We start from the raw sequence: 21537 nt of genomic DNA, 5'->3' as shown, positions 1-21537 counted from the left end.
CGCCGCGGCGCCCTGCCGTACGATCGGCCGCGTGCTGCTGATGACGCTGGACGCCCACCCCGGCGGCCCCGGGCTGTCCGTCTTCGACGACGGGGAGGCACTGCGGATCGCCGCCGCGGCCTTCCCAGGTACGGATCCCGTCGTGGCGGTGGACGAGAACGACCCGGGCGCGCCCCTCCGCTTCCTGCGCCGGGACGTCACCGGGGCGTTCGTGGCGATCCAGGCGCGTCCCCCGATCGCCGAGGCTCTCGGCCTGCTGCCCCATCCCGAAGGCGGGTGGTATCGCGAGACGTGGCGGGCGCCGGCCTCCGTCGAGCCTCCCGGGTACGGCGGCACGCGGGCGACGGCGACGGGCATCTACTTCCTGCTCGAGCCGGGCGAGGAGTCGGTCTGGCACGCCGTGCGGTCCGACGAGGTGTGGCTGTGGCATCGGGGCGGGCCACTGACGCTCGTGCTCGGCGGCACCGGGGAGCGGCCCGGCCGGGAGGATGTCGTCGTCCTGGGCCCGGACGTGGAGAACGGGCAGGTCCCGCAGGCGGTGGTGCCGGCGGGCACCTGGCAGGCGGCCCGCCCGGCGGGGGCCGAGGGCGTGCTGGTGAGCTGCGTCGTGTCACCCGGCTTCGACTTCGCCGACTTCACCGCTCTCTGAGCCGGCCGCGCGGCAACCGGCCCGCCGCGCGCTCCGGCTACTCCTCAACAGCCCTTAAGGAGCCTGGTGATAACCGTACGCGCCGGGGGGTAGAGCGAACACGGCGTACGAGTACGGGAGGAGAACCGGGGTGCGGGACAGGGATCGCTGGGTGCTGACCGACGGGGAGTGGACGGCGAGCGCGAGCGAACGGGACCGTACGGTCGCCGATCCGGCGACCGGGGAGCCCGTGGGCGACTTCCCCGCCGGTTGCGCCGAGGACGTGGAGCGGGCGGTCGACTCGGCCCGCCGAGCCCAGCCCGGCTGGGCCCGTACGGCTCCCGCCGAGCGGGCCGCGTGCCTGCACCGGATGGCCGACCGGATCGAGGCCCGTGCGGACGAGCTGGCCGAGCTGGTGACCAGGGAGATGGGCAAGCCGATCGGCGACAGCCGTGGCGGCGTGGCGGCGGGGATCGGCACGCTCCGGCAGTACGCCGAGCTGGGGCCGCTGCACCGGGGACGGAGCCTGCAGGGCGGCTGGGACGCCACCGACCTGATGGTGCACGAGCCGCGCGGCGTGGTCGCGGTGATCACCCCGTGGAACGATCCGGTGGCCATCGCCTGCGGGCTCGTCGGCGCGGCCGTGGTGACCGGCAACACGGTCGTCCACAAGCCGTCGGAGCGCACACCGCACACCGGTGCGCTGCTCGCCGAGCTGATGGCGGCGGAGCTGCCGCCGGGCGTGCTGACCATGGTGCCGGGCGACCGGCACCCGGGCGAAACCCTGGCAGCGCACCCGGGGGTCGACATGGTCGCGCACGTCGGCTCGACCGCCGCGGGCCGGGCCATCGCCGCCGTGGCCGCGCGCACCGGCGCCAGGACCCTGCTGGAGAACGGCGGCAAGGACCCGCTGATCGTGGACGCCGGCGTGGACGTGAAGTGGGCCGCGGGACAGGCGGCGACCGGCTGCTTCGCCAACGCCGGGCAGATCTGCACCTCCGCCGAGCGTGTCTACGTCCACCGCGATGTCGCCGAGGAGTTCCTCACCGCGCTCGTGCAGCGGGCCGAGGAGCTGCGCTTGGGGCCCGGCATGGAAGAGGAGACGACGCTCGGGCCGCTCGTCGACCGGGCCCAGCGCGACGTCGTGGACCGGCACGTACGCGGCGCGATCGAGGCGGGGGCGCGGCTGCTGACCGGCGGTTACGTGCCCGAGGGCCCGGGGGCCTTCTATCCGCCGACCGTCCTGGCCGACTGCACGGAGAACATGGACGTCATGCGCGAGGAGACGTTCGGGCCGGTCGCGGCGGTGCGGGTGGTCGAGTCGTTCGACGAGGCGCTTGAGCTGGCCCGCGAGTCGCGGTACGGCCTGGCGGCCACCGTCCTCACCCCGTCGATGGGCAACGCCCAGCGCGCCTGGCGCGAGCTGCCGGTGGGCACGGTGAAGATCAACGCCGTCTTCGGCGGGGCGCCGGGCGGCGCGGCCCAGCCGCTGCGCGCCAGCGGGCACGGTTTCGGATACGGCCCCGAGCTGCTCGACGAGATGACCCACACCAAGGTCGTCCACCTGAGCCCGCTGTCAAGAGATTCTGAGCTTTGACCCGACACTGAGCACGGGGCACGCGATCGGCGGTGACCCGCTGCCTACCGTCTTCCTCGTACGATCCGTGACCTCGGGGGAGACTTATGATCATCTACTCGGCCGCCGCCGCCCTCGCCGCGACCCTGATCGCCGGACCGGTCGCGTCCGCGGACCCCGCGCCGTCCGCGGGCTCTTCCACGGGCGGCTCGGCGCCGATCGCGGCGCCGCCCGACACGGCGGTCTACAACCCCGGCTACGGCCCCTCGGGTCCCGACGACGGCCCGGGGTACACGCCCGTGGCGATGCCCGTCGCCATGCCGGTCGCCGGCCCCGCTCCGGTCGCGATGGCGCCCAGCGAGCCGAAGCAGGCCACCTACCACCTGAAGGGCAAGGACGGCGTGCGCCACGACGTGGTGGTCGTCCCGATCTCGGACGACCCCTCCAAGCCGATCACGCTGCCCGACTTCGGGTTCCAGAAGTACAAGGTGACGGACAAGCCGCGCACCCACAACCCGCACATCCACAACCTGCGCCCGCACAAGTCGCACGACCACATGGCGCGGCAGCACCGGGGGAAGAAGCACCGCCACGGCGGCAAGGGCCTTCGCCGCCATCGCTGACGCTCAGGCCGGGACGGGCAGATGGGCCGCGGTCCTGCGGCGTTCGGCCTCGGCGCGGGTCGTCGCCTCCCTCACCGGGCGCTGCACGAGCATGCCCACGAGCGTGGCGGCGGCCGCGCTGCCCAGCCCGATGACCCAGCCCGCCGGGCCGAGCGGCCGGCAGCCGAAGACCGCGCTGACCCCCGGCAGCGTGACGATGAGCCACAGGACGGCCAGGGACGACAGCGACGCGAGCACGACGATCCTGTCCCGGCCGCCGCCCGCGAGCGTCTGCAGGAGCTGCGCGGACACCAGCGCGACCAGGCCGATGGTGTTCGCCCGCGTGCGGGTGCCGGTCATACGTCCCAGGATCCACGCGGCCGTCGCCGCCGCCGTCGTGACCGCCGCGCGCAGGTAGATGTCGCGGGTCAGCGACGCGCCCAGCGACGCCTCGGGGCCCTCGGCGAGTAGCTTGTCCGGATCGGTCGAGGCGGGCGGCCGTACGGCGACCGCCATGGCCGGCACCATGTCGGTGAGGAGGTTGACCAGCAGGAGCTGCCGGGCGTTGAGCGCGCTGCCGCCGGCCAGCAGGTTGGTCCCGACGGTGAACGCGATCTCGCCGACGTTGCCGCCGAGGAGGATGCTCAGCGAGTCGCGCACCGAGGTCCACATCGCCCTGCCCTCGACGATGGCGTCCACGATCGTCTCGATGCGGTCGTCGGTGACGACGAGGTCGGCGGCGGACCGCGCGGCGGGCGTCGCGCGGGACCCCAGGGCGATGCCCACGTCGGCGGTGCGGATGGCGGGCGCGTCGTTGGCGCCGTCGCCGGTGACGGCGACGACCTCCCCCGCCCGGCGCAGGCACGTGACGATCCTGGCCTTGTGCGCGGGGGTGGTGCGGGCGAAGACCGCCACGTCGGGCAGCACCTTGGTCAGCGTCTCGTCGTCGAGCTCGTCCAGCTCGGGGCCGGTCATGACGCGCTGGCCGTTCAGCGCGTCGAGTTCGACCGCGATCGCCTCGGCGGTGCTGGGGTGGTCGCCGGTGACCATGACGATCCGCACCCCCGCCCGCATGAGGCGCCTGACGCTCTCCGCGGCCGTGGACCTGACCGGGTCGGCCAGGCCGAGGAAGCCGAGGAAGCACAGCTCCTCGATGCGCGACTCGTCGAGGTCGCGCCGGTCGGAGGCGGGCCGCTGCGCGACGGCGAGCACACGGTAGCCCTGCCGGGCCAGCCGCTCCACCTCGCGGTCCAGCTCCATGCGTACGGTCTCGTCGCAGGCGACAGGGCCGGTGTCGCGGTGCACGGTGGTGCAGTGGTCGAGCACGATCTCGGGGGCGCCCTTCACGCTGAGCAGGTGCCCGTGCTCGGTGCGGCCGAGCACGGCGTGGTAGCCGCGGCCCGGCTCGAACGGCATCTCGTCCACGCGTTCCCAGCTGTCGAACCCTTCCTGGGGTGTGACGCCCAGCCGATGCGCGCCGTCCAGCACGGCGCGGTCGGTCGGGTGGGCGATCACCCGTCCGCCGCCGGACCTGGGGCTGGCCCGGACGGCCGCGGCGAGGATGCGCCGCAGCCCGGTGTCCGCCTCCTCGACCGGACGGCCCGCCCGCCCGTCCGACAGGTGCCGCAGGCTGATGCGGCCCTCGGTCAGCGTGCCCGTCTTGTCGAAGCACAGCACGTTGACCCGGCCCAGGGCCTCGATGGTGGACGGGTTGCGCACCAGGGCGGCGCGCCTGGACAGCCGTCGTGCGGCGGCCAGCTCCGCCACCGTGGCGACGAACGGGAGCCCCTCGGGCACGGCGGCGACCGTCAGGCTGACGGCGGGCGTGAGCGCCGCGGCCAGCGGCCGTCCGCGCAGGAGGTCGGTGAGGAGCAGTACGACACCCGAGGCGATCGACAGCGGCAGGATCCGGCTGCTCAGCTCCCGCAGGCGTAGCTCGACACCGGTCGGCGGGCTCGGCTCGCCCGCGAGCCTGGCGCTGCGCCCCGACTCGGTCATGTCACCGGTCGCGACGACCACGGCCCGGCCGCTGCCCGCCGCGATCGAGGTGCCCTGGTAGACCATCGAGCTGCGGTCCGCGATGGCCGCGGCCACGGTCGGCGCGGCCGTCTTGGCGACGAGCTGGGACTCGCCGGTGAGCGTGGACTCGTCCGCCTCCAGCCCCACTGCCTGGATGATGCGCGCGTCCGCGGGCACGGCGTCCCCGGCGCGCAGCTCGATGACGTCGCCGGGCGCGAGCTCGTCCTTCGTCGTCTCGACGACTCCCTCGGGGCGGCGCAGCCGTACGAGGACCTCGGTGGACTCGGTCAGGAGGTGCAGCGCCCGATCGGCCTTGAATCGCTGCACGCCGCCGATGAACGCGTTGATGACCATGACGCCGCTGATCAGCACGGCGTCGAGGGCCGAGCCGACGAGGGCCGAGATGCCCGCGCCGGTGGCGAGGGCGGGCGTGAGCGGGTTGGCCAGCTCCTCCAACGTGGCCCGGGCCAGCGAGTGCGGCCTCTCCGCCTCCTCGGGCGTGGCCTCCGCGCGGCGCTTGCTCGCCTCCTGCTCGGCGATGCCCTCCGAGGAGGAATGAAGCCGGGAGAGCACCTCGCGCGCGGACATGGCGTGCCACGGCGTGGTGTCGGCGCGGGCCGGGGTGGCGACGCGGCCGGCGTTCTGCCCGTCCCACTCGCCCAGCACGATGGCGGCCAGCGAGACGGCGGCGCTGGCGAGCTGCCCCCGGCGCAGTGCGGTGGCGGCCGGGCCGGCGACGGCCAGCAGGGTGCCGACGACCGCGCCGGCCGCGCCGAGCCGTACGCCGTTCCTGCTGTTGGCGGACGCGCGGGGCAGGCAGCGCAGGAACACGTGGACGCCGTGCAGTTCGCCGGCGACGTCGGCGTCCCACGGCACGATGCCGCCTGGACCGGCGCCCCCTGGACCGGCTCCCCCTGGACCGGCTCCCCCTGGACCGGCACTTCCCGACCCGGCGCCTTCGGGGGCGACGACCCCCAGGCCGATGTCGGCCTGGGCGAGCGCGTGCCGCGCGCGCCGGGACACGACGACCACGCAGTGGCCCTCCGCCTGCAGGTCGTACACGTGCCGGCCGAGCTCGGCGCCGCCCGGCAGCGTACGGCCGATCGCGAGGCGCTGCGCCAGGCCCTCGTCGCCGCCCGCGAGGAAGACGGTGCCGGCCGCTTTGGCCGCGCCGACGACGGGCACGGCCAGGGGATCGATCTCCGGGGCGAGACCGGCGACGGCGACCCGGGTGCCGTTCCTGGTCACTTCCACCGCCCGCAGCCCGCGTGACCGCCAGACGGCCACGTCCGCGACCAGGCCTTCCGGGTCCGGCAGCGGCCGGGCCGACCAGCCCTCCACGGCCCGGGTGCGCCCGGGGTCGGAGAAGTCGATGAGGGAGTAGAGCCGGGAGTACAGCTCGTCGGTGTCCTGTCCCTCCAGCAGCGGCTCGACGCGATCGATCGTCCACGAGCCGGTGGTCAGCGCGGCGGCGTCCAGGACGATCGTGTCGACGCGGTCCATCTTGCGCAGGCAGTCGGCGTCGAGGACGACCGTGCCGTGTTTGCCGAGCGCACGGCTGACCGCGCCGGCGAACGCCTCCCTGCTGAGGTCGGCGATCCTGGGGGTGGCGGAGATGAGGATGGCCGCGGGCCGCTCGCCGTGGGTGAACACGCGGGTCACCGCGTAGGCGGCGGCGCTGATCGGGGCGACCACGTCCGCGTAGCGCTCGACCGGTCCGTGCGGCAGGTGGACCGGGCGTGGCCGGGTCGCCGCCCGGGTGTGACGGTAGGCGCCCGGACGTTCCGCCAGCCGCTCCTCCAGTTCCTCCCAGGCGTACCGGCTGGCCCTGGTCTCGATGTAGCGGCCCACGTTCGCGACGGCCTGCACGAACAGCCCGGTGGGGCGGAGCGTGAGCGTCTGGGTGACGAGGTTGGCGGTGATGAACAGCGCGTCGGTGGGACGGCGCCCCAGCCGGCGGTCGAGCTGCTCGCGGATGACGGGCGTGGCGTTGACCAGTTGCAGCAACGCGGGCACGGCCACCGGAAGCTGAGGGGCCCGGATCGCCTTGCCCAGGAAGATCAGCCCGATACCGGTGACACCGGCCGTCAGCCGTACGGTCGCCCGCAGGTGCTGCTCCACCAGGTGGACGGGGCTCTCGTGGGCGTGCTCCTCCTGCTCGTCGAGCTCCACGGTGACGGCCAGCAGCTTGTCCTGGTCGACCCGATTCGGGTCGCAGGCCACGAAGACCGCGCCGATGCGGCCGTTGACCTCCGCCCGCTCGACGCCGGGAACGGACTCCAGCCGTTCCTCCAGCCGGCGGGCCGCCGCCTCGGAGCCGGGCCGGCCGATCCCGTGCAGGTCGACGCGCAGCCCGCCGGGGCAGACGTGCACCTCGTGAGGGCACGGAAGCAGGTCTCGGAACGGCTCGGGCAGCACGCCGCGCAGCAGGGCCGCGGACGTCGTGAGCACTTGGTTCAGGAACATTCGGCTCTCCAGCAGACGGGAGCCCGGACGCCGGGTCCGGGCGGAGCGGGCGGCCACGCCGGCGGGTCAGCCGGTCGGGCCAGGTCGCCTCTGGTCACCACGGCGCGAGCGCGCGGTGGTGACTGCGCCACGTCGGCGGATCGCCGCCGACATCGGTGGCGGGCTGCCGGAGTGCCCGGAAACAACTCATCACCCCTCCTCGCGAGAGTCGGGGGGAACTCACGGATGGATTTCGCCTGAACCCGTACGAAGGCTCAGGCGCTGGTCAAAACGGTCGTACGACCGTCCTCCGATACCTTTCCTCCATCCGGAGCACGAGAAACGCGCCGCCCGCAATCGGCGCGTCGGGGGGCCCGCATCGGGCCGCGAAGTCACCCGATAGCGAAGGCGGGCCAGTCGAGCAGGGAGAGCACCTTGTGCAGGCCGGGCTTGACGTTGTGCAGCCGGATCGGCCGGCCCAGGGGGATGTCGGACAGCAGGGCCAGGGCGCGCAGGCCGTAGAGGTCGATGAACTGGAGCTCGGCGACGTCCACAACGGTTCCCGTCCCCGGCCTCGCCCACTCCCTGTGGAGAGTGTCGGCGATGGCGTCGCCGTTGGTGAGATCGATCTGCCCGATGAGCCGTACGGAGCCGTCATCGGAGGCGCGTACGACCAGTTGCTTGTCGAGGTAGAGCAGGTTCTTCTTGTTCAGAGCCGATTCGAACGACCCATTGACGGTCATCATGTCGGTGCCGCCTTCCTGTAGAGGGGCAGCCACCTTCGAGCATCACCGTCGCCGCTCGCCGATGTCAACCGAACCGCGGTCCGGCCGGCCGTACGGCCGATCACCGCTCCGCCGTCGAATGGCCCGTCGCCTGCGACGACGCTCTCCCGGCCGTACGGCTGCGCGGTGACGCAACTCACGTTTTGTCGCAGGAGGAATGTTTCAGGGTTTGTGCGCCAGGCCGCCGACGAACGTGTGGTAGGTGATGCCGCGTTCGAAAACCTCTCCGGGGTCCGGCCGCCACTCGGGGAGCGGCACCAGGCCGGGTTCGAGGAGCGGCAGGTCGCCGAAGAAGGTCATGATCTCGTCGTGGGTGCGCCACCGGCCCGTGCCCAGGTGCTCGTTGAACAGCTTCTCGGCCGAGTCGGCCTGCGCCGAGACCTCGGGCATGCCCGGCCCGGGGTTGTGGAAGTGGGACAGCGCGAGGTAGCTCCCGGAGGGCAGGGCCGCGCGGAGGCGGGCGGCGATGGCCTCGGGCTCCTCGTGGTCGTTGAGGTGGTGGAGGATCCCGAACAGCAGCAGGGCCACGGGCTGATCGAAGTCGATGAGCGCCGTGACCGCGGGGTGGCCGAGGATCGCCTCCGGGTCGCGGATGTCGGCCTCGATGACCGTGGTGCTGCCGTTCCTCGCCAGCAGCGCCCGGCCGTGCACCAGGACGATGGGGTCGTTGTCGACGTAGACGACGCGTGCTTCCGGAGCGATCTGCTGGGCGACCTCGTGCACGTTGCCCTGCGTGGGCAGGCCGGAGCCGATGTCGAGGAACTGCCGGATGCCTGCCTCGGCCGCCAGGTGGCGGACCACCCGCCGGAGGAAGTCCCGGTTGGACTTGGCCGCGGCCGGAGCGTCGGGGGCGATCCGTAACGCGGCCTCCGCCACGTGGCGGTCGACGGCGAAGTTGTCCTTGCCGCCCAGCATGAAGTCGTAGACCCGCGAGACGCTGGGCCTGCTCGTGTCGATCCTGACGTTCGCCCGGTCGTGCTCGGCCGGGGCGTCGCCCGCGTGCTGGTCGTTGTCGGCCATGATCCGTCCTGTCCCTCGCTGTACCGGTTCAGATCATGATCATGGTAAGGCCCACCGGGGGCCGGGAGAAGGACGTTTGCGATAAGTGGCACAAACAGGTCGGTCAACGGATGAGGCCACCCGCGGTGGGCGGCCATCGGAAGAGGTGGCCGCCCACGAGCGCCGGATCAGACGCTGACGCCGATCCCGCCGCGCGTCTGCGCGCCGTACCGCTCCAGTTCCTTCGCGAGGTCGAGCGGCTTGATCTGGGCCCGCCCGTCCAGGATCTCGTCGGTGAGCAGGTCGGCGGGCACCAGCCAGGAGACCTCGAACTCCAGCCCGTCCGGATCCTTCGCGTAGAGGGCCTTGGTGGTGGAGTGGTCGGACGCGCCGACCAGGGCGTTCATCTCCGTCAGCTTGGTCGCGATCCGGTGCAGCTCGGCGAGCGTGTCGACCTCCCAGGCGAGGTGGTAGAGGCCGACCGTCGCACGCCCGGCGGGCGACGGCCCCGCCTGCGCCCCGATCTGGAACAGTCCGAGGTCGTGGTCGTTCGAGGAGCCCTCGGCCTGCAGGAACGCCGCCCCGGGGAACGCCTGCACGACGCGGAACCCGAGGGCCTCCTGGTAGAAGGCCACGCTGCGGGAGACGTCCCGCACGTACAGCACGGCGTGGTTGAGTCGCTGGACCGGCATGACGCCCTCCCGAAAACTTGAACTCTCAAATAATTGTACCTCGGTGGGTTTCCCGGAAACTGTCGGTGGCAGGTCGTACGGTGGCCACCGGGCAGAGCCGCCAGGGGGTGGCGCAGCCGCACACCGGCGTTCCGTACGGCGCCGGAAGCGGGCGGTCCGGTAGCGGTGCCGGCGACGAGGCCGGCAGAGGGGGGCGTCATGATCGTGGACAGGGCTACGCGGGAGCACGAGGACAACCTGGTCCTGTTCCAGGCGGTGCACGAGGTCGCGATCCGTCATGCCGGTGCGCCATACCACCAGGTGATCTCGGCGCTGACCGTCGGCCTGCCCGGCACGCCCCGGCTGGCCGCCGACGAACTGCGGCGCATCGCCGAGGAGATCAGCCTCGGCCGCGACCCCTCGGGCCTGTGAGCCGCTGAGCGCCTGAGCGTGACCGTCCCAGCCTCTCGGGACGCACGCGGTGGAAACGGAGCCGCGCCCACCGAAACGGCGGGGCGCGGACGGCGGAGGTGTCAGGTCCTCCGGCGGATCGGCATGTTCTGGCCCAGGGCACAGGTAGTGGCCCGTGATCCGCAGAAGGCGGCCTGCAGGTCGAGCGAGCGGGCGTTGGTGATCGGTTCCTGCGACTGACCCATGACGAAGGTGGGGGAGATGGCCCCGGTGAGGCTCTGGTTGAACCTGCCCGAGCCGGACCTGCTCTGACTGCCGCTCGCGCGTCCTCCTTCGATCACCTGACCTCCGCCTCCACCCGGCCCGGGGACGTGGAAGGCCGCGAACCCCTCCCGTGCGGGCAGCGGGGTGACACGCGCCGCCGCCGGCTGCGCGGCGCAGATCCCGGTCGCCGGGATGACGAGCGCGGCGAGGGCCAGCCGACAGGCCGTGAGGACCACGGTGTCGTCGGGGGGCCGCGTCCAATAGCGGGACATATCGGTACACGCCTTCCTGCTGGGCGACTGACGGTGACCGTCGCCCGTCCGGTTCTGTGGAACGGCGGCCTCATACCCCGCCAGCGCAGGGCCGTGACCCGAGCTGGACAAGATCGGCGCAGGTTGTTACGGGTCCTTGGCGCCCCGCCGGGGCGCTCGCCTGGACGGCGACGCTAGGGCCTGTACGGAGTTCGGCGCTCGGGACCGAGCACCGGGCGGCCGTCGACGACGTGTTTCATGACGAGAGTGGATGTCAGCCGCTGGATGCCGGGGAGCGTGGCGAGGTGATCGTCTTCCAGGCGTTGGTAGGCGGTGAGGTCGGCGGTGAGGACGCGCAGGAGGTAGTCGGGATCCCCGAACAGGCGTTGGGCCTGGACGACCTGGGGGATCTTGGCGACGGCTTCCTCGAAGCCCAGAAGGGTGTCGCGGTCCTCCTGCCGCATGGTCACGAAGACGAGCGCTTGGAAGGGCAGTCCGACGGCTTCGGGGTCGACGATCGCTCGATAGCCGCGGATGGTCTTGGTGCGCTCCAGCTCCCGGAGCCGACGGTGGCAGGGTGACACGCTCAGCCCGACACGTGAGGCGAGTTCGGTGACAGTGAGGCGACCGTTTTCTTGGAGCAAAGCAAGAATTTTCCGGTCGATGGCGTCCATGGGGTGGATCCTTCTGTTCGAGCGGCCGTAAGGGCAAGAAGTCGGCACCATTTTCCGGCTGTTCGCAGGTACTTTCCTTGCGAGAATTCGTCTGCCGAGGAGAGACGCTCATGCCCGTCGGCTCCATCGTCGCCTTCTGGGGTGTCGCCCTGCTGCTGATCGTCGTGCCGGGAGCGGACTGGGCGTTCACGCTCAGCGCGGGACTGCGCGATCGGGCCGTGGTCCCGGCCGTGGGCGGACTCGTGCTCGGTTACGCGGGCATGACCGTCGTCGTCGCGGCCGGTGTCGGTGCCTTCGTCGCGGAGAACGCCACGGCGCTCACGGCGCTGACCGTCCTCGGGGGCGGCTATCTGGTGTTGCACGGCGCACGGACACTCGCGTCGCCTTCCGCGCCCGTCACCGCGACCGGGGACGCCACAGCCGAGGCGCAGGCGAAGACGCGCTGGGCGACGCTCGCGCAGGGCGCCGGGGTCAGCGGACTCAACCCCAAGGGCCTGCTGATCTTCGTCGCCTTGCTCCCGCAGTTCACCAGCCCTGATCGGGACTGGCCCTTACCGGTCCAGATGGGCGCCCTGGGCCTGGTTTTCACGTTCACCTGCGCCGCCTTCTATCTCGCCCTCGGCTCGGTGACGCGAACCATTCTGAATTCCCGCCCCGCGGCCGCACGGGCCGTGAGCCGCCTGGCCGGTGCCGGAATGATCGCCGTCGGCATTTCTCTGGTCATCGCAAGGATCGGTGGTGGTGCGGCGCTCTGAACGGGGAGCCCGTGCCGCGATCTAGTTCTGCAGGAGAGCGGCGGGGTCGGCCATGACCTGCTCGATCACCTGTCCGGCCGCGCCCAGGGCGGCCGCCTCGGCGCCGAGCCGTGACACGACCACGGGCGGCACGGCGCCGCGCATCTGACCGAGACGTGCCTTCAACGTGTCGGCGACCGTGTGGCCGATCCAGGGGAAGAGCGGCGCGTAGATCCCGCCGAGGACGATCGCGTCGGGATCCACGAGGTTGACCGCCGACGACAGGGCCACGCCGAGCGCCCAGGCCGCCCGCTCGCAGGCGGCACGCGTGTTCTCGTCGCCTTCCCGCAGCCGGGAGAGCACCCACGACACGCCCTGCTGCGCGGGAAGGAGCACCTCGGTCTCGTCGCCGGCGCCGCTGCCGTCGTCGAGTGGCGACATCGCCTCCACCCTGTCGCGCACCGCGCCGGCCGCTTGGTCCGCGCCTTCGGGGGGCGCGTCGGCAGGGCGCGCACCGGCGGCAAGGTGGACCGGGGCGGCGGCGCGGGCGGCGGTCAGGAGGGCGTCCTGGCCTGCGTACTGTTCGAGGCAGCCCCGGCCACCGCAGCGGCACGGCGGGCCGTCGGGGGAGACGACGACGTGCCCGAGCTCCCCGGCGAAGCCGTGCGCGCCCCGGAAGAGCCGGCCGCGGACCACGAGGCCCGCTCCGATGCCGATCTCGCCCGACACGTGCAGGAAGTCGGGCAGCCCGGACCCGAACCACAGCTCGCCGAGCGCGGCCAGGTTGGCCTCGTTCTCCACACGTACGGGGAAGGGGAACCGCAGGAGCGACGCCAGCGGCACGTCGCGCCAGCCGAGGTTTGGCGCGTTGCGCACGGCCCCGCTGGCCATGTCCACAGGGCTGGGCACGGCCAGCACGCCGCCGACCACGCGCAGACCGTTCTCCACAGCTTCGTCCACAACCGCGGAGGCCAAATCCCCAAGTCGCGCGATCACATCCACAGGGGGTGCGGCCCGGTTGTCCACAGCCTGTGTACGGCGCAGCCGTACCGTCCGGGCGAGGTCGACCACGCACACCGCGAGGTAGTCGACGTTGATCTCCAGCCCGAGGGCGGCGACGCGCTGCCCGCTGATCCGGATCTCGACCCCGGGCCTGCCGCGCTCGCCGTCCCGGACGGCGCCGGTCTCCACCACGAGCCCGCCCTCGATGAGGTCGCCGACGAGCTTGGACACGGTCGTCTTGGTCAGGCCGGTCATCTCCGCGAGGGCGGCCCGGGTCACCGATCCCCCGGTACTGACCGCGCCGAGAACGAGCGCCAGGTTCCCGGCGCGCATCGCGTCATGCCGAACGGCCTGCGTCATCGCACCCTCCACTCGAGCCTCGTCCCACGTCCACCGGGCTGCGTCATCTCATACTCCACTGCCGGGTGTTGAGAACACGCACGGACCCTCTTGACCCTGCGGCTCGTCACGTCGGATATTTAGTCCACAACGTAGACTAATTCGGAGGCGATTCATGTACACCCCCACTCCCGAGGACCGCTTCACGTTCGGGCTGTGGACCGTCGGCTGGCAGGCGCGCGACCAGTTCGGCGACGCGTCCCGGGCCCCGCTGGACCCGGTCGAGAGCGTCCATCGCCTGGCCGAGCTCGGCGCGTACGGTGTGACCTTCCACGACGACGACCTCCTCGCAGTGGAGCAGGACCGCGCCAAGGCCGTCGAGAGCTTCAAGAAGGCGCTGGCCGACACCGGCATGAAGGTGCCGATGGCCACGACCAACCTGTTCACTCACCCGATCTTCAAGGACGGCGGCTTCACCAGCAACGACCGCGACGTCCGGCGCTACGCCCTGCGCAAGGTCATCCGCAACGTCGACCTCGCCGCCGAGCTCGGGGCCAAGACGTACGTGTGCTGGGGCGGCCGTGAGGGCGCGGAGTCCGACGCCGCCAAGGACGTGCGGGTCGCGCTCGACCGCTACAAGGAGGGCTTCGACCTCCTGTGCCAGTACGTGATCGACAAGGGTTACGACATCCGGTTCGCCGTCGAGCCCAAGCCGAACGAGCCGCGCGGCGACATCCTGCTGCCGACGATCGGCCACGCCCTGGCCTTCATCAACTCGCTGGAGCACCCCGAGATGGTGGGCCTCAACCCCGAGACCGGCCACGAGCAGATGGCCGGCATGAACTTCGTGCACGGCATCGCCCAGGCGCTGTGGCACGGCAAGCTGTTCCACATCGACCTCAACGGCCAGCACGGCCCGAGGTTCGACCAGGACCTCGTCTTCGGCCACGGCGACGTGAAGAACGCGTTCTTCCTCGTCGACCTGCTGGAGAACGGCGGCTACGACGGCCCGCGCCACTTCGACTACAAGCCGCTGCGCACCGAGGACAAGGAGGACGTCTGGGACTCGGCCGCGGCCAACATGCGGACCTACCTCATCTTCAAGGAGAAGTCGAAGGCCTACCGCGCCGACCCCGAGGTGCAGGCGGCGCTGGAGGCCAGCAGGTACAACGAGCTGGCCCAGCCGACCCTGGCTGAGGGCGAGACGTACGAGGACGTCCTGGCCGAGTCGATCGACGTGGACGAGGTGGCCGCCCGCGGCTTCCACTTCACCCGGCTCAACCAGCTCGCGCTGGAGCACCTCCTCGGCGTGCGCGGCTGACCGACCAGGTGAGAGGAGTGGAGGGACGACGGTGACGCTGGTCGCAGGGGTCGACTCGTCGACCCAGAGCTGCAAGGTCGTCATCCGGGACGCGGAGAGCGGGGCCCTCGTGCGCGAGGGCCGCGCCTCCCACCCCGACGGCACCGAGGTCCATCCCGAGCACTGGTGGACCGCGCTGCGAAGCGCGATCGAGCAGGCGGGAGGGCTGGAGGACGTCGCGGCGGTGAGCGTGGCGGCCCAGCAGCACGGCATGGTCTGCCTCGACGAGGACGGCGAGGTGGTCCGGCCCGCCCTGCTGTGGAACGACACCCGCTCGGCCGGGGCGGCGGCAGACCTGGTCGCCGAGCTGGGCGGCCCGAAGGCGTGGGCCGAGGCCGTCGGCAGCGTCCCGGTCGCCTCCTTCACGGTGACCAAGCTCCGCTGGCTCGCCCGCAACGAGCCGGACAACGCCCGCCGTACGCGGTCGGTCTGCCTGCCGCACGACTGGCTCACCTGGCGGCTCGCCGGCCGGTCCGGCACGATCACGACCGACCGGGGCGACGCCTCCGGCACCGGCTATTGGTCGCCCGCCACCGGCGAGTATCGGACGGACCTGCTCGAACTGGCCATGGGTCGCGTGCCCGACCTGCCCCGTGTCCTCGGTCCCGCAGAACAGGCGGGAACGGCCGAGCAGGGCGGCGCGCTGCTCGCCCCCGGCACCGGTGACAACATGGCGGCGTCGCTCGGTGTCGGCATGCGGCCCGGCGACGTGGTGGTGTCCATCGGCACCTCGGGTACGGCGTTCGCCGTCTCCGAGGCGCCGTCCGCCGACCCGTCGGGGGCGGTCGCCGGGTTCGCCGACGCCACCGGCCGCTACCTCCCGCTGGTCTGCACGCTCAACGCGGCACGGGTGCTCGACGCCACGGCCCGGATGCTCGGGGTCACGCCCGCGCAGTTGAGCGACCTCGCCCTGCGGGCGCCCGCGGGCGCGGACGGGCTGGTGCTCGTGCCGTACCTGGAGGGGGAGCGCACCCCGAACCGTCCCGACGCGACGGGATCGCTGCACGGTCTCAGGCTGGCCACGGCCACGCCCGAGCACCTGGCCAGGGCCGCGGTCGAGGGCATGCTCTGCGGCCTCGCCGACGCGCTGGACGCCCTCGGGGTCGAGCCGCGGCGCGTGCTGCTCATCGGCGGCGGCGCGCGCTCGGAGGCGGTGCGCCGCATCGCGCCGACCGTCTTCGGGCGTCCGGTGCTCGTGCCCACTCCCGGGGAGTACGTCGCGGACGGCGCGGCCAAGCAGGCCGCCTGGCTGCTGGCGGGGGAGCCGGAACCGCCGCTGTGGGACACGGGCGCCGCCGAGCGCTACGAGGCCGATCCCACCCCTGGCCTGCGCGAGCGCTATCACGAGGCCGCGCAGGAGTGACGTCCGGGGTTGGGGCCCACGGGCCGCGTCCCCGACAGCCTGGGGCCCCACCCTGAGACGACCCTGACCCCTTCTCGGGGGGATCTACGCGTTGTCCCGGATGTTAGGAACGGGCCGTTCGCGGGATCCTCACCATATGGTCAAGAGGTTCTATCCCCTACTCGCCGGCGCCGGGATCCTGCTCGCGGTCGTCACCGTGGTGGCGGCGCAGGTGGGCGGGGATTCCTCGCTGGACCCCGTCTCCATGACGATCAGCCAGTACGCCGCCCGCGACGAGGGCGGCGCCATCGAGACGGCCATGGCCGTTCTCGGCCTGGCCTCGCTCGCGCTGCTGGCCGGGATGCGCGCGCTCGACGCGCCGGTGGGCGGCTGGCCCGCCCGCCTGATCGGCCTGTGGAGCGTCTCGCTCATCGGCGCGGCCGTGGTCCCGTCGGGCACGGCCTGGCAGGGGGACCTCCACGGCGTCCTGTCGGCGGCGGCCTTCGTGAGTGTGCCCGCCGCCGCCATCCAGTTGGTGGGCCGCCTGAGACAGGACGAGCGGTGGAAGGCCACCGCCCGGCCGCTGGAGTGGCTGGCGCTCGCCTCCGGGCTCGGCCTGGCGGCCGTCACGTACGTCGCGCTTCCCGGCCACGGCGTCATGATCGGCCTGGTGGAGCGACTGCTCCTGACCGCCGAGGTGGCCGTCCTCGGAGTGCTCGCCGTACGGCTCGCGCAGCTCACGTGGGGGCCGTGGCTCAAGGAGCGGATGGGCCGGGAGCGGGTCGGCGACGGGCGCGCCGCGCGCGACTTCCTGGTCCACCGCTGAGCGGTGTTCACCGCAGCCGAACGGAGGGCGGCACGCCGGGTCGTGCGGGCGCGGGGGCGCCGCACGACCCGGCGTGCGGCGTCATCGGCCGCCGCCGTCGATCGGGGGCCGGCGACCGTCCGAAGGCGACGAGCATGCATGTCGCGGACGGCAGGAAGAGCAATCCCACCGAGGGCAGGGTCAGGAGACAGCACGCCCCCAGCAGGATCGCTCCGACGAGAGCCACCGCCCTGCGCGACGTTCCGCCGATCTGCGAGGCCAGCAGCGTCAGCAGAGCGATCCCCGGCGGGATGAGGACGAGGAGCGCGCGAGGGCCGATGACGTCGATCGCGCGCTTCACACTGGTGCCGCCAGGGGTTTCCGACGCGAAACCCGGCACGACAAGGAGGAGAAGGGAGGCGAGGACGCTCAGGGCCACGGACCAGAGGATCCACCGCCGCGCCGATGTCACCGGCTCGTGCTCCATTTCTCCTCCACCACGGTCAGCCGAGGGCCCGGATCAATTCATTGTGGCGGGTCAGAGGAATGAACAGCTCGAGGCTGTCCGCGGTCGATCCTCGATAGCGGAACCGATGCGAGGCCGCAGACTCCTGACCTGAAATTTTCATGGTTCGGCGAGGCATTCATACAGTTCGCCTGCTCGCGGGCCCGCCTCGGGCTTGACCCTCCCGAGGGCGCGACCCACACTCCGCTGGAGTATCACCCCTCCGCGCGACCACCTGAGCGGTCCGCATTTCCATCACACTCGTGTGCCGGTCCATATGGGGATTTGTTAGCGCAAACAATCGCGGAGTCGATCACGTCAAAAGATGTTAGCGATAACAGGACAGATCGGCGCCAACGGTCAAGAGGAGGCGACATGGCGCAAGGTCAGAATAAGCCGGTGAGCGGCGAGCGGAGACTGCTGAGCCGGAGATCCGTCCTGGCGACGATGGGGGCACTGCCGGTCATCACGGCCACGACGTCGGTCCTGGGGGCCACGGAGGCCGCGGCGGCCACCTCGGTCATCGATCCGTCGGCGCAGCGGCAGACGATCCGAGGCTTCGGCGGCATGACCCATGCGGCCTGGGCCGGCGACCTGACGGCCGTCCAGCGGGACACGGCGTTCGGCACCGGCGACGGCAAGCTGGGGTTCTCCGTGCTGCGGATCCCCGTCGGCGAGAACCAGTCGGACTGGAGCCGTGACCTGGCGACGGCGAAGCGGGCGGTCGAGCTCGGGGCGACCGTCTTCGCGTCGCCGTGGAATCCCCCCGCCGGCATGGTCGAGACCTTCACCCGCGGCAGCCAGACCAACGCGAAACGCCTCAAGTACAGCTCGTACGCCGCCTATGCCCAGCACCTGAACGACTTCACCACGTACATGCGGAACAACGGGGTGAACCTGTACGGCATATCCGTGCAGAACGAGCCCGATTACGCGCAGGACTGGACATGGTGGACTTCCGCCGAAATCGTCCGGTTCCTGCGGGAGAACGCCGGCTCGATCGGCACCAGGGTCATCGCGCCCGAGTCCTTCCAGTACGTGAAGAGCATGTCGGACCCGATACTCAACGACTCCGCGGCGCTCGCCAACGTGGACATCATCGGGGCTCACCTCTACGGCACGCCGTACGCGAACTTCCCCTACCCCCTCTTCAAGCAGAAGGGCGCGGGCAAAGAACTCTGGATGACCGAGGTCTACTACCCCAACAGCACCGACTCGGCGGACCTCTGGCCCCAGGCGCTCGACGTGGGTGAGCACATCCACCGCGCCATGGTGGACGCCGAGTTCCAGGCGTACGTCTGGTGGTACATCCGGCGCAGCTACGGTCCGATGCGGGAGGACGGCCAGATCAGCAAGCGCGGCGCCATCATGGCGCAATTCGCCAGGTTCGTCCGCCCCGGATACGTGCGGATCGAGGCGACGGCGAACCCGGCGTCGAACGTCTACGTCTCGGCGTACCGGGGCGGTGGCTCCACGGTCGTCATCGTCGCCGTCAACAAGGGGACCTCTGCGGTGAGCCAGCAGTTCACCCTGGCGAACAGCACCGCGTCCAGTGTCTCGTCCTGGCTGACCGACGCGAGCAGGAACGTCGCGTCCCAGGGAACGACCAGCGTGTCGAACGGCTCCTTCACCGTCACGCTTCCCGCTCTGAGCGTGATGACCTTCGTGACCGGCGTGAGCGGCGGGCCCTCGCCCAGCCCCTCGCCCACGCCTCCGCTGTCCCCGTCGCCCACACCGTCGCCCAGTGGCGGCACCGGGACGGGGCCGTGCCGGGTCACCTACACGATGAACTCCTGGAACAACGGCTTCACCGCCGGCATCAGCATCACCAACACCGGAACCTCGACGATCAACGGCTGGACGCTGGGCTTCACCCTGCCCGCCGGCCAGTCCATCACCTCGGGCTGGAACGCCACCTACACGCCCTCCAGCGGCCAGGTGAGCGCCCGCAACGTCAGCTACAACGGCACGCTCGCCCCCGGCGCCACCATCGACATCGGCTTCCAGGCCACCCACACCGGCAATACCGCCAAACCCACCGCGTTCACCCTCAACGGCATCCCCTGCACCGTGGCCTGACCGACAGGTGAAACAACCCCCGGAGCCGACCGGCGAAGGGACAGGGGCCGCATCCGCAAGCGGTGCGGTCTCGGGGAGCGGGGTCAGGGTTCGCCGAGCAGGTCGCGCAGGCGCTCGGCGTACGGCCGCCAGTCGAGGCCCCTGCCCGCCGCCCAGGCGTCGTCGTGGCAGGTCGCGAGATGGCGCTCGCCCGCGTCGCCGATCACGCTGACCACCTCGCCGCGCTCGCCCCGGTCGCGCATCCGGGTGATCAGTTCGAGGGCGGCCCACAGGTTCGTCCCCGTGGCGGCGCCGACCGGGAGCCCGGTCACCTGCCGCACGTATCGGGCGGCGGCCACGCTCGCGGCGTCGGGCACGGGGACGACCAGGTCGACGAGCGCGGAGTCGAAGGCGGGCTCCATCCGCGGCCGGCCGACGCCCTCGATGCGGCTGGGCATGCCCGTGGCGTAGTCGGGGGCGCCGGTGGCCCAGCCGGGGAAGTAGGCGGAGTTCTCCGGATCGGCCACGGCCAGCCTTCCCCGCAGGCCGTGGGCCCGCAGGTGCCGGCCGATCGCGGCGGACGTCGCGCCGGTGCCCGCCCCGACCACGATCCAGCGGGGACACGCGCCGAGCTGCCCGAACAGCTCGTCGGCCAGGCTCGCGCCATGCCAGTCGACCTCGGCCGCGGAGCGGTAGTGGTCGAGGTAGTGGCCGCCGATCTCCTCGGACAGGCGGGCGGCCTCCTCGTACACGGCGAGCGGCGGATCGACGTACCGGCACGTCCCGCCCAGCCGCTCGACACCGGCACCGGAGGACTTCTTCGGCATCACCGCGATGTACGGCAGGCCGAGCAGCCGGGCGAAAAAGGCCTCGGCGACAGCCATGGGACCGCCGGTGGCGTCGACCACGGTCGTCCCCTCGGTGATCCGCCCGGAGGCGATCGCCTGGGCGAACAGGGCGCGGGCCAGCCGGTGCTTGAGACCACCGGTGGGCTGTGCCGACTCGTCCTTCAGCCGCAGCCGCACGCCCCACGCCCCGGGCAGTGGAAACTCGCGCAGCGGCGTCGTGCCCGCGTCTTCGCGCTCCCGGTGTAGACGTGCGACGGCCTCGGCCGCCCATCCGCTGATCATGCCGGGCAGGTCAGCGCTGGGCGGCCGTCAGCATCTTGAGCGAGTGCTCCACGAGCGTGACGAGCACGACCTTGGCCGAGGCGCGGCGCCGTACGTCGCAGAGCAGGACGGGGACGTCCGGGTCGAGGTCGAGGGCGATCCGCACGTCGTCGGGCTCGTGCCGGTCGGCGCCGTCGAAGCAGTTGACCGCGACGATGAACGGCGTGCCGCGCTGCTCGAAGTAGTCGATCGACGGAAAGCAGTCGGTCAGCCTGCGGGTGTCGGCCAGCACGACGGCCCCGAGCGCGCCGTAGGACAGCTCGTCCCACATGAACCAGAACCGTTCCTGTCCGGGGGTGCCGAACAGGTAGACCACGAGCCCTTCCCTGATGGTGATCCGGCCGAAGTCCATGGCCACCGTCGTGGTCGTCTTGCCTTCCACGCCGTCGGTGTCATCGACGCCGACGCCGCGATCGGACAGCACCTCCTCGGTGCGCAGGGGGCGAATCTCGCTGATCGCGCCGACCAGCGTGGTCTTGCCGACGCCGAAGCCGCCGGCCACCAATATCTTGAGGGCGACCGGCTCCTCAGAGGGCGCGAAGGCCATTGATCACTTCCTTGAGAATGCGCTCGCTTGGCAGCGGCGCCACCTTGCCCGGAGCCCGTACGTCGACGAGCCCGAGGTCGTGCAGATCCCCGATCAGGACGCGGACCACGCCCAGCGGCAGGTCGATGTCGGACGCGATGTCCGCCACCGACGCGCCGCGGCGCGCGATCTCGAGGATCCGCCGCTGCTCGGGGCCAATGCCGGGGACGTCCCTCGGTGAGCCCGTGGTGGTCACCATGGTGATCAGATCGAGCTTGGCCCCGGAGTGCCGTGCCCGGCCCCCCGTCAGCGCGTAGGGCCGGACCAACGGCCCGGCCTCCTCGTCCATCCACTGGGGTCCCGTCATGTGGC

The 21537-nt window shown here is 71.9% G+C and carries 20 protein-coding genes; 9 read left to right on the top strand and 11 right to left on the bottom strand.

The window, feature by feature from the left end; translation table 11 throughout:
* Window positions 1–40 precede the first annotated feature (40 nt).
* The 3 genes from ACQEVJ_RS43460 (at window position 41) to ACQEVJ_RS43450 (ending at window position 2827) form a co-directional block, all read left to right on the top strand.
* On the top strand, window positions 41–649 hold the full coding sequence (locus tag ACQEVJ_RS43460; protein WP_433113285.1) for a cupin domain-containing protein: 609 nt from the start codon (window positions 41–43) through the stop codon (window positions 647–649).
* 130 nt (window positions 650–779) lie between these two features.
* Window positions 780–2225 carry an aldehyde dehydrogenase family protein gene (locus ACQEVJ_RS43455; protein ID WP_433111117.1) on the top strand — a complete coding sequence of 482 codons (1446 nt, stop codon included), beginning with the start codon at window positions 780–782 and terminating at the stop codon, window positions 2223–2225.
* 86 nt (window positions 2226–2311) lie between these two features.
* A complete protein-coding gene (locus ACQEVJ_RS43450) occupies window positions 2312–2827 on the top strand; it encodes a hypothetical protein (protein ID WP_433111115.1) in 516 nt (171 codons plus the stop codon).
* 3 nt (window positions 2828–2830) lie between these two features.
* Here ACQEVJ_RS43450 and ACQEVJ_RS43445 read toward each other — a convergent pair whose 3' ends face one another.
* The 4 genes from ACQEVJ_RS43445 to ACQEVJ_RS43430 all read right to left on the bottom strand — a co-directional run bounded on the left by ACQEVJ_RS43445 (window position 2831) and on the right by ACQEVJ_RS43430 (window position 9746).
* Entirely contained in the window at window positions 2831–7291 is a 4461-nt protein-coding gene (locus ACQEVJ_RS43445) for an HAD-IC family P-type ATPase (protein WP_433111113.1), read from the bottom strand.
* A gap of 371 nt (window positions 7292–7662) precedes the next feature.
* On the bottom strand, window positions 7663–8016 hold the full coding sequence (locus ACQEVJ_RS43440; protein WP_433111111.1) for an STAS domain-containing protein: 354 nt from the start codon (window positions 8014–8016) through the stop codon (window positions 7663–7665).
* Window positions 8017–8217: 201 nt separating this feature from the next.
* Window positions 8218–9075 carry an SAM-dependent methyltransferase gene (locus ACQEVJ_RS43435; RefSeq protein ID WP_433111109.1) on the bottom strand — a complete coding sequence of 286 codons (858 nt, stop codon included), beginning with the start codon at window positions 9073–9075 and terminating at the stop codon, window positions 8218–8220.
* Between the two features lie 167 nt (window positions 9076–9242).
* A complete protein-coding gene (locus tag ACQEVJ_RS43430; protein ID WP_433111107.1) occupies window positions 9243–9746 on the bottom strand; it encodes a VOC family protein in 504 nt (167 codons plus the stop codon).
* A 198-nt stretch (window positions 9747–9944) separates the two neighbouring features.
* Here ACQEVJ_RS43430 and ACQEVJ_RS43425 point away from each other — a divergent pair, with 198 nt between their 5' ends.
* Complete coding sequence (locus ACQEVJ_RS43425; protein WP_433111105.1) at window positions 9945–10157, top strand: hypothetical protein; 213 nt, start codon at window positions 9945–9947, stop codon at window positions 10155–10157.
* Between the two features lie 101 nt (window positions 10158–10258).
* Here ACQEVJ_RS43425 and ACQEVJ_RS43420 read toward each other — a convergent pair whose 3' ends face one another.
* Both ACQEVJ_RS43420 and ACQEVJ_RS43415 read right to left on the bottom strand, forming a co-directional pair.
* Window positions 10259–10672 (bottom strand): hypothetical protein, encoded by a 414-nt coding sequence (locus ACQEVJ_RS43420; protein WP_433111103.1) that lies wholly within the window; start codon window positions 10670–10672, stop codon window positions 10259–10261.
* Window positions 10673–10845: 173 nt separating this feature from the next.
* On the bottom strand, window positions 10846–11325 hold the full coding sequence (locus ACQEVJ_RS43415; protein WP_433111101.1) for an Lrp/AsnC family transcriptional regulator: 480 nt from the start codon (window positions 11323–11325) through the stop codon (window positions 10846–10848).
* Window positions 11326–11435: 110 nt separating this feature from the next.
* Between ACQEVJ_RS43415 and ACQEVJ_RS43410 the strand changes: the two genes are divergently transcribed.
* Window positions 11436–12080: a LysE family translocator gene (locus ACQEVJ_RS43410; protein ID WP_433111099.1), complete on the top strand. Its 645-nt coding sequence runs from the start codon at window positions 11436–11438 to the stop codon at window positions 12078–12080.
* Between the two features lie 21 nt (window positions 12081–12101).
* Here the strand turns inward: ACQEVJ_RS43410 and ACQEVJ_RS43405 are convergent, their stop codons facing one another.
* The gene (locus ACQEVJ_RS43405; protein ID WP_433111097.1) at window positions 12102–13421 is read right to left on the bottom strand and encodes an ROK family protein; all 1320 of its coding nucleotides are present in this window, start codon (window positions 13419–13421) and stop codon (window positions 12102–12104) included.
* 154 nt (window positions 13422–13575) lie between these two features.
* Between ACQEVJ_RS43405 and xylA the strand changes: the two genes are divergently transcribed.
* The 3 genes from xylA to ACQEVJ_RS43390 all read left to right on the top strand — a co-directional run bounded on the left by xylA (window position 13576) and on the right by ACQEVJ_RS43390 (window position 16928).
* The gene (gene xylA, locus ACQEVJ_RS43400) at window positions 13576–14721 is read left to right on the top strand and encodes a xylose isomerase (RefSeq protein WP_433111095.1); all 1146 of its coding nucleotides are present in this window, start codon (window positions 13576–13578) and stop codon (window positions 14719–14721) included.
* A 31-nt stretch (window positions 14722–14752) separates the two neighbouring features.
* The gene (xylB, locus tag ACQEVJ_RS43395; protein WP_433111093.1) at window positions 14753–16123 is read left to right on the top strand and encodes a xylulokinase; all 1371 of its coding nucleotides are present in this window, start codon (window positions 14753–14755) and stop codon (window positions 16121–16123) included.
* Window positions 16124–16259: 136 nt separating this feature from the next.
* On the top strand, window positions 16260–16928 hold the full coding sequence (locus tag ACQEVJ_RS43390) for a DUF998 domain-containing protein (protein ID WP_433111091.1): 669 nt from the start codon (window positions 16260–16262) through the stop codon (window positions 16926–16928).
* 7 nt (window positions 16929–16935) lie between these two features.
* On the opposite strand, the gene ACQEVJ_RS43385 is transcribed toward ACQEVJ_RS43390, so the two are convergent.
* A complete protein-coding gene (locus ACQEVJ_RS43385; RefSeq protein ID WP_433111090.1) occupies window positions 16936–17394 on the bottom strand; it encodes a hypothetical protein in 459 nt (152 codons plus the stop codon).
* A gap of 393 nt (window positions 17395–17787) precedes the next feature.
* On the opposite strand from ACQEVJ_RS43385, the gene ACQEVJ_RS43380 reads away from it, so the two are divergent.
* Window positions 17788–19491: a cellulose binding domain-containing protein gene (locus ACQEVJ_RS43380; RefSeq protein ID WP_433111088.1), complete on the top strand. Its 1704-nt coding sequence runs from the start codon at window positions 17788–17790 to the stop codon at window positions 19489–19491.
* Window positions 19492–19574: 83 nt separating this feature from the next.
* Here the strand turns inward: ACQEVJ_RS43380 and ACQEVJ_RS43375 are convergent, their stop codons facing one another.
* Genes ACQEVJ_RS43375 through ACQEVJ_RS43365 form a run of 3 tightly spaced genes read right to left on the bottom strand, consistent with a single transcriptional unit; the run spans window position 19575 to window position 21532 of the window.
* A complete protein-coding gene (locus tag ACQEVJ_RS43375; RefSeq protein ID WP_433111086.1) occupies window positions 19575–20600 on the bottom strand; it encodes a PLP-dependent cysteine synthase family protein in 1026 nt (341 codons plus the stop codon).
* Window positions 20601–20610: 10 nt separating this feature from the next.
* Window positions 20611–21186, bottom strand: a complete 576-nt coding sequence (locus ACQEVJ_RS43370; protein ID WP_433111084.1) for a GTP-binding protein — start codon at window positions 21184–21186, stop codon at window positions 20611–20613.
* Window positions 21167–21532: a DUF742 domain-containing protein gene (locus tag ACQEVJ_RS43365; protein WP_142561856.1), complete on the bottom strand. Its 366-nt coding sequence runs from the start codon at window positions 21530–21532 to the stop codon at window positions 21167–21169. The genes ACQEVJ_RS43370 and ACQEVJ_RS43365 overlap by 20 nt, the downstream gene beginning before the upstream one ends.
* Between the last annotated feature and the right edge of the window lie 5 nt (window positions 21533–21537).

The sequence above is a fragment of the Microbispora sp. CA-102843 genome, from assembly GCF_050936215.1.
Classification (GTDB): Bacteria; Actinomycetota; Actinomycetes; order Streptosporangiales; family Streptosporangiaceae; genus Microbispora.
The sequence above is the reverse complement of the archived record's forward strand: the minus strand, read 5'-3'. Positions and strand labels throughout refer to the sequence as shown.

Coding starts and splice junctions, on each gene's coding strand:
- ACQEVJ_RS43440 (WP_433111111.1), bottom strand. CDS start 8,016: ATGATGACCGTCAATGGGTCGTTCGAATCGGCTCTGAACAAGAAGAAC.
- ACQEVJ_RS43380 (WP_433111088.1), top strand. CDS start 17,788: ATGGCGCAAGGTCAGAATAAGCCGGTGAGCGGCGAGCGGAGACTGCTG.
- ACQEVJ_RS43365 (WP_142561856.1), bottom strand. CDS start 21,532: ATGACGGGACCCCAGTGGATGGACGAGGAGGCCGGGCCGTTGGTCCGG.
- ACQEVJ_RS43410 (WP_433111099.1), top strand. CDS start 11,436: ATGCCCGTCGGCTCCATCGTCGCCTTCTGGGGTGTCGCCCTGCTGCTG.
- ACQEVJ_RS43450 (WP_433111115.1), top strand. CDS start 2,312: ATGATCATCTACTCGGCCGCCGCCGCCCTCGCCGCGACCCTGATCGCC.
- ACQEVJ_RS43370 (WP_433111084.1), bottom strand. CDS start 21,186: ATGGCCTTCGCGCCCTCTGAGGAGCCGGTCGCCCTCAAGATATTGGTG.
- ACQEVJ_RS43425 (WP_433111105.1), top strand. CDS start 9,945: ATGATCGTGGACAGGGCTACGCGGGAGCACGAGGACAACCTGGTCCTG.
- ACQEVJ_RS43385 (WP_433111090.1), bottom strand. CDS start 17,394: ATGGAGCACGAGCCGGTGACATCGGCGCGGCGGTGGATCCTCTGGTCC.
- ACQEVJ_RS43420 (WP_433111103.1), bottom strand. CDS start 10,672: ATGTCCCGCTATTGGACGCGGCCCCCCGACGACACCGTGGTCCTCACG.
- ACQEVJ_RS43415 (WP_433111101.1), bottom strand. CDS start 11,325: ATGGACGCCATCGACCGGAAAATTCTTGCTTTGCTCCAAGAAAACGGT.
- ACQEVJ_RS43390 (WP_433111091.1), top strand. CDS start 16,260: ATGGTCAAGAGGTTCTATCCCCTACTCGCCGGCGCCGGGATCCTGCTC.
- ACQEVJ_RS43445 (WP_433111113.1), bottom strand. CDS start 7,291: ATGTTCCTGAACCAAGTGCTCACGACGTCCGCGGCCCTGCTGCGCGGC.
- ACQEVJ_RS43405 (WP_433111097.1), bottom strand. CDS start 13,421: ATGACGCAGGCCGTTCGGCATGACGCGATGCGCGCCGGGAACCTGGCG.
- xylA (WP_433111095.1), top strand. CDS start 13,576: ATGTACACCCCCACTCCCGAGGACCGCTTCACGTTCGGGCTGTGGACC.
- ACQEVJ_RS43460 (WP_433113285.1), top strand. CDS start 41: ATGACGCTGGACGCCCACCCCGGCGGCCCCGGGCTGTCCGTCTTCGAC.
- ACQEVJ_RS43375 (WP_433111086.1), bottom strand. CDS start 20,600: ATGATCAGCGGATGGGCGGCCGAGGCCGTCGCACGTCTACACCGGGAG.
- ACQEVJ_RS43435 (WP_433111109.1), bottom strand. CDS start 9,075: ATGGCCGACAACGACCAGCACGCGGGCGACGCCCCGGCCGAGCACGAC.
- ACQEVJ_RS43430 (WP_433111107.1), bottom strand. CDS start 9,746: ATGCCGGTCCAGCGACTCAACCACGCCGTGCTGTACGTGCGGGACGTC.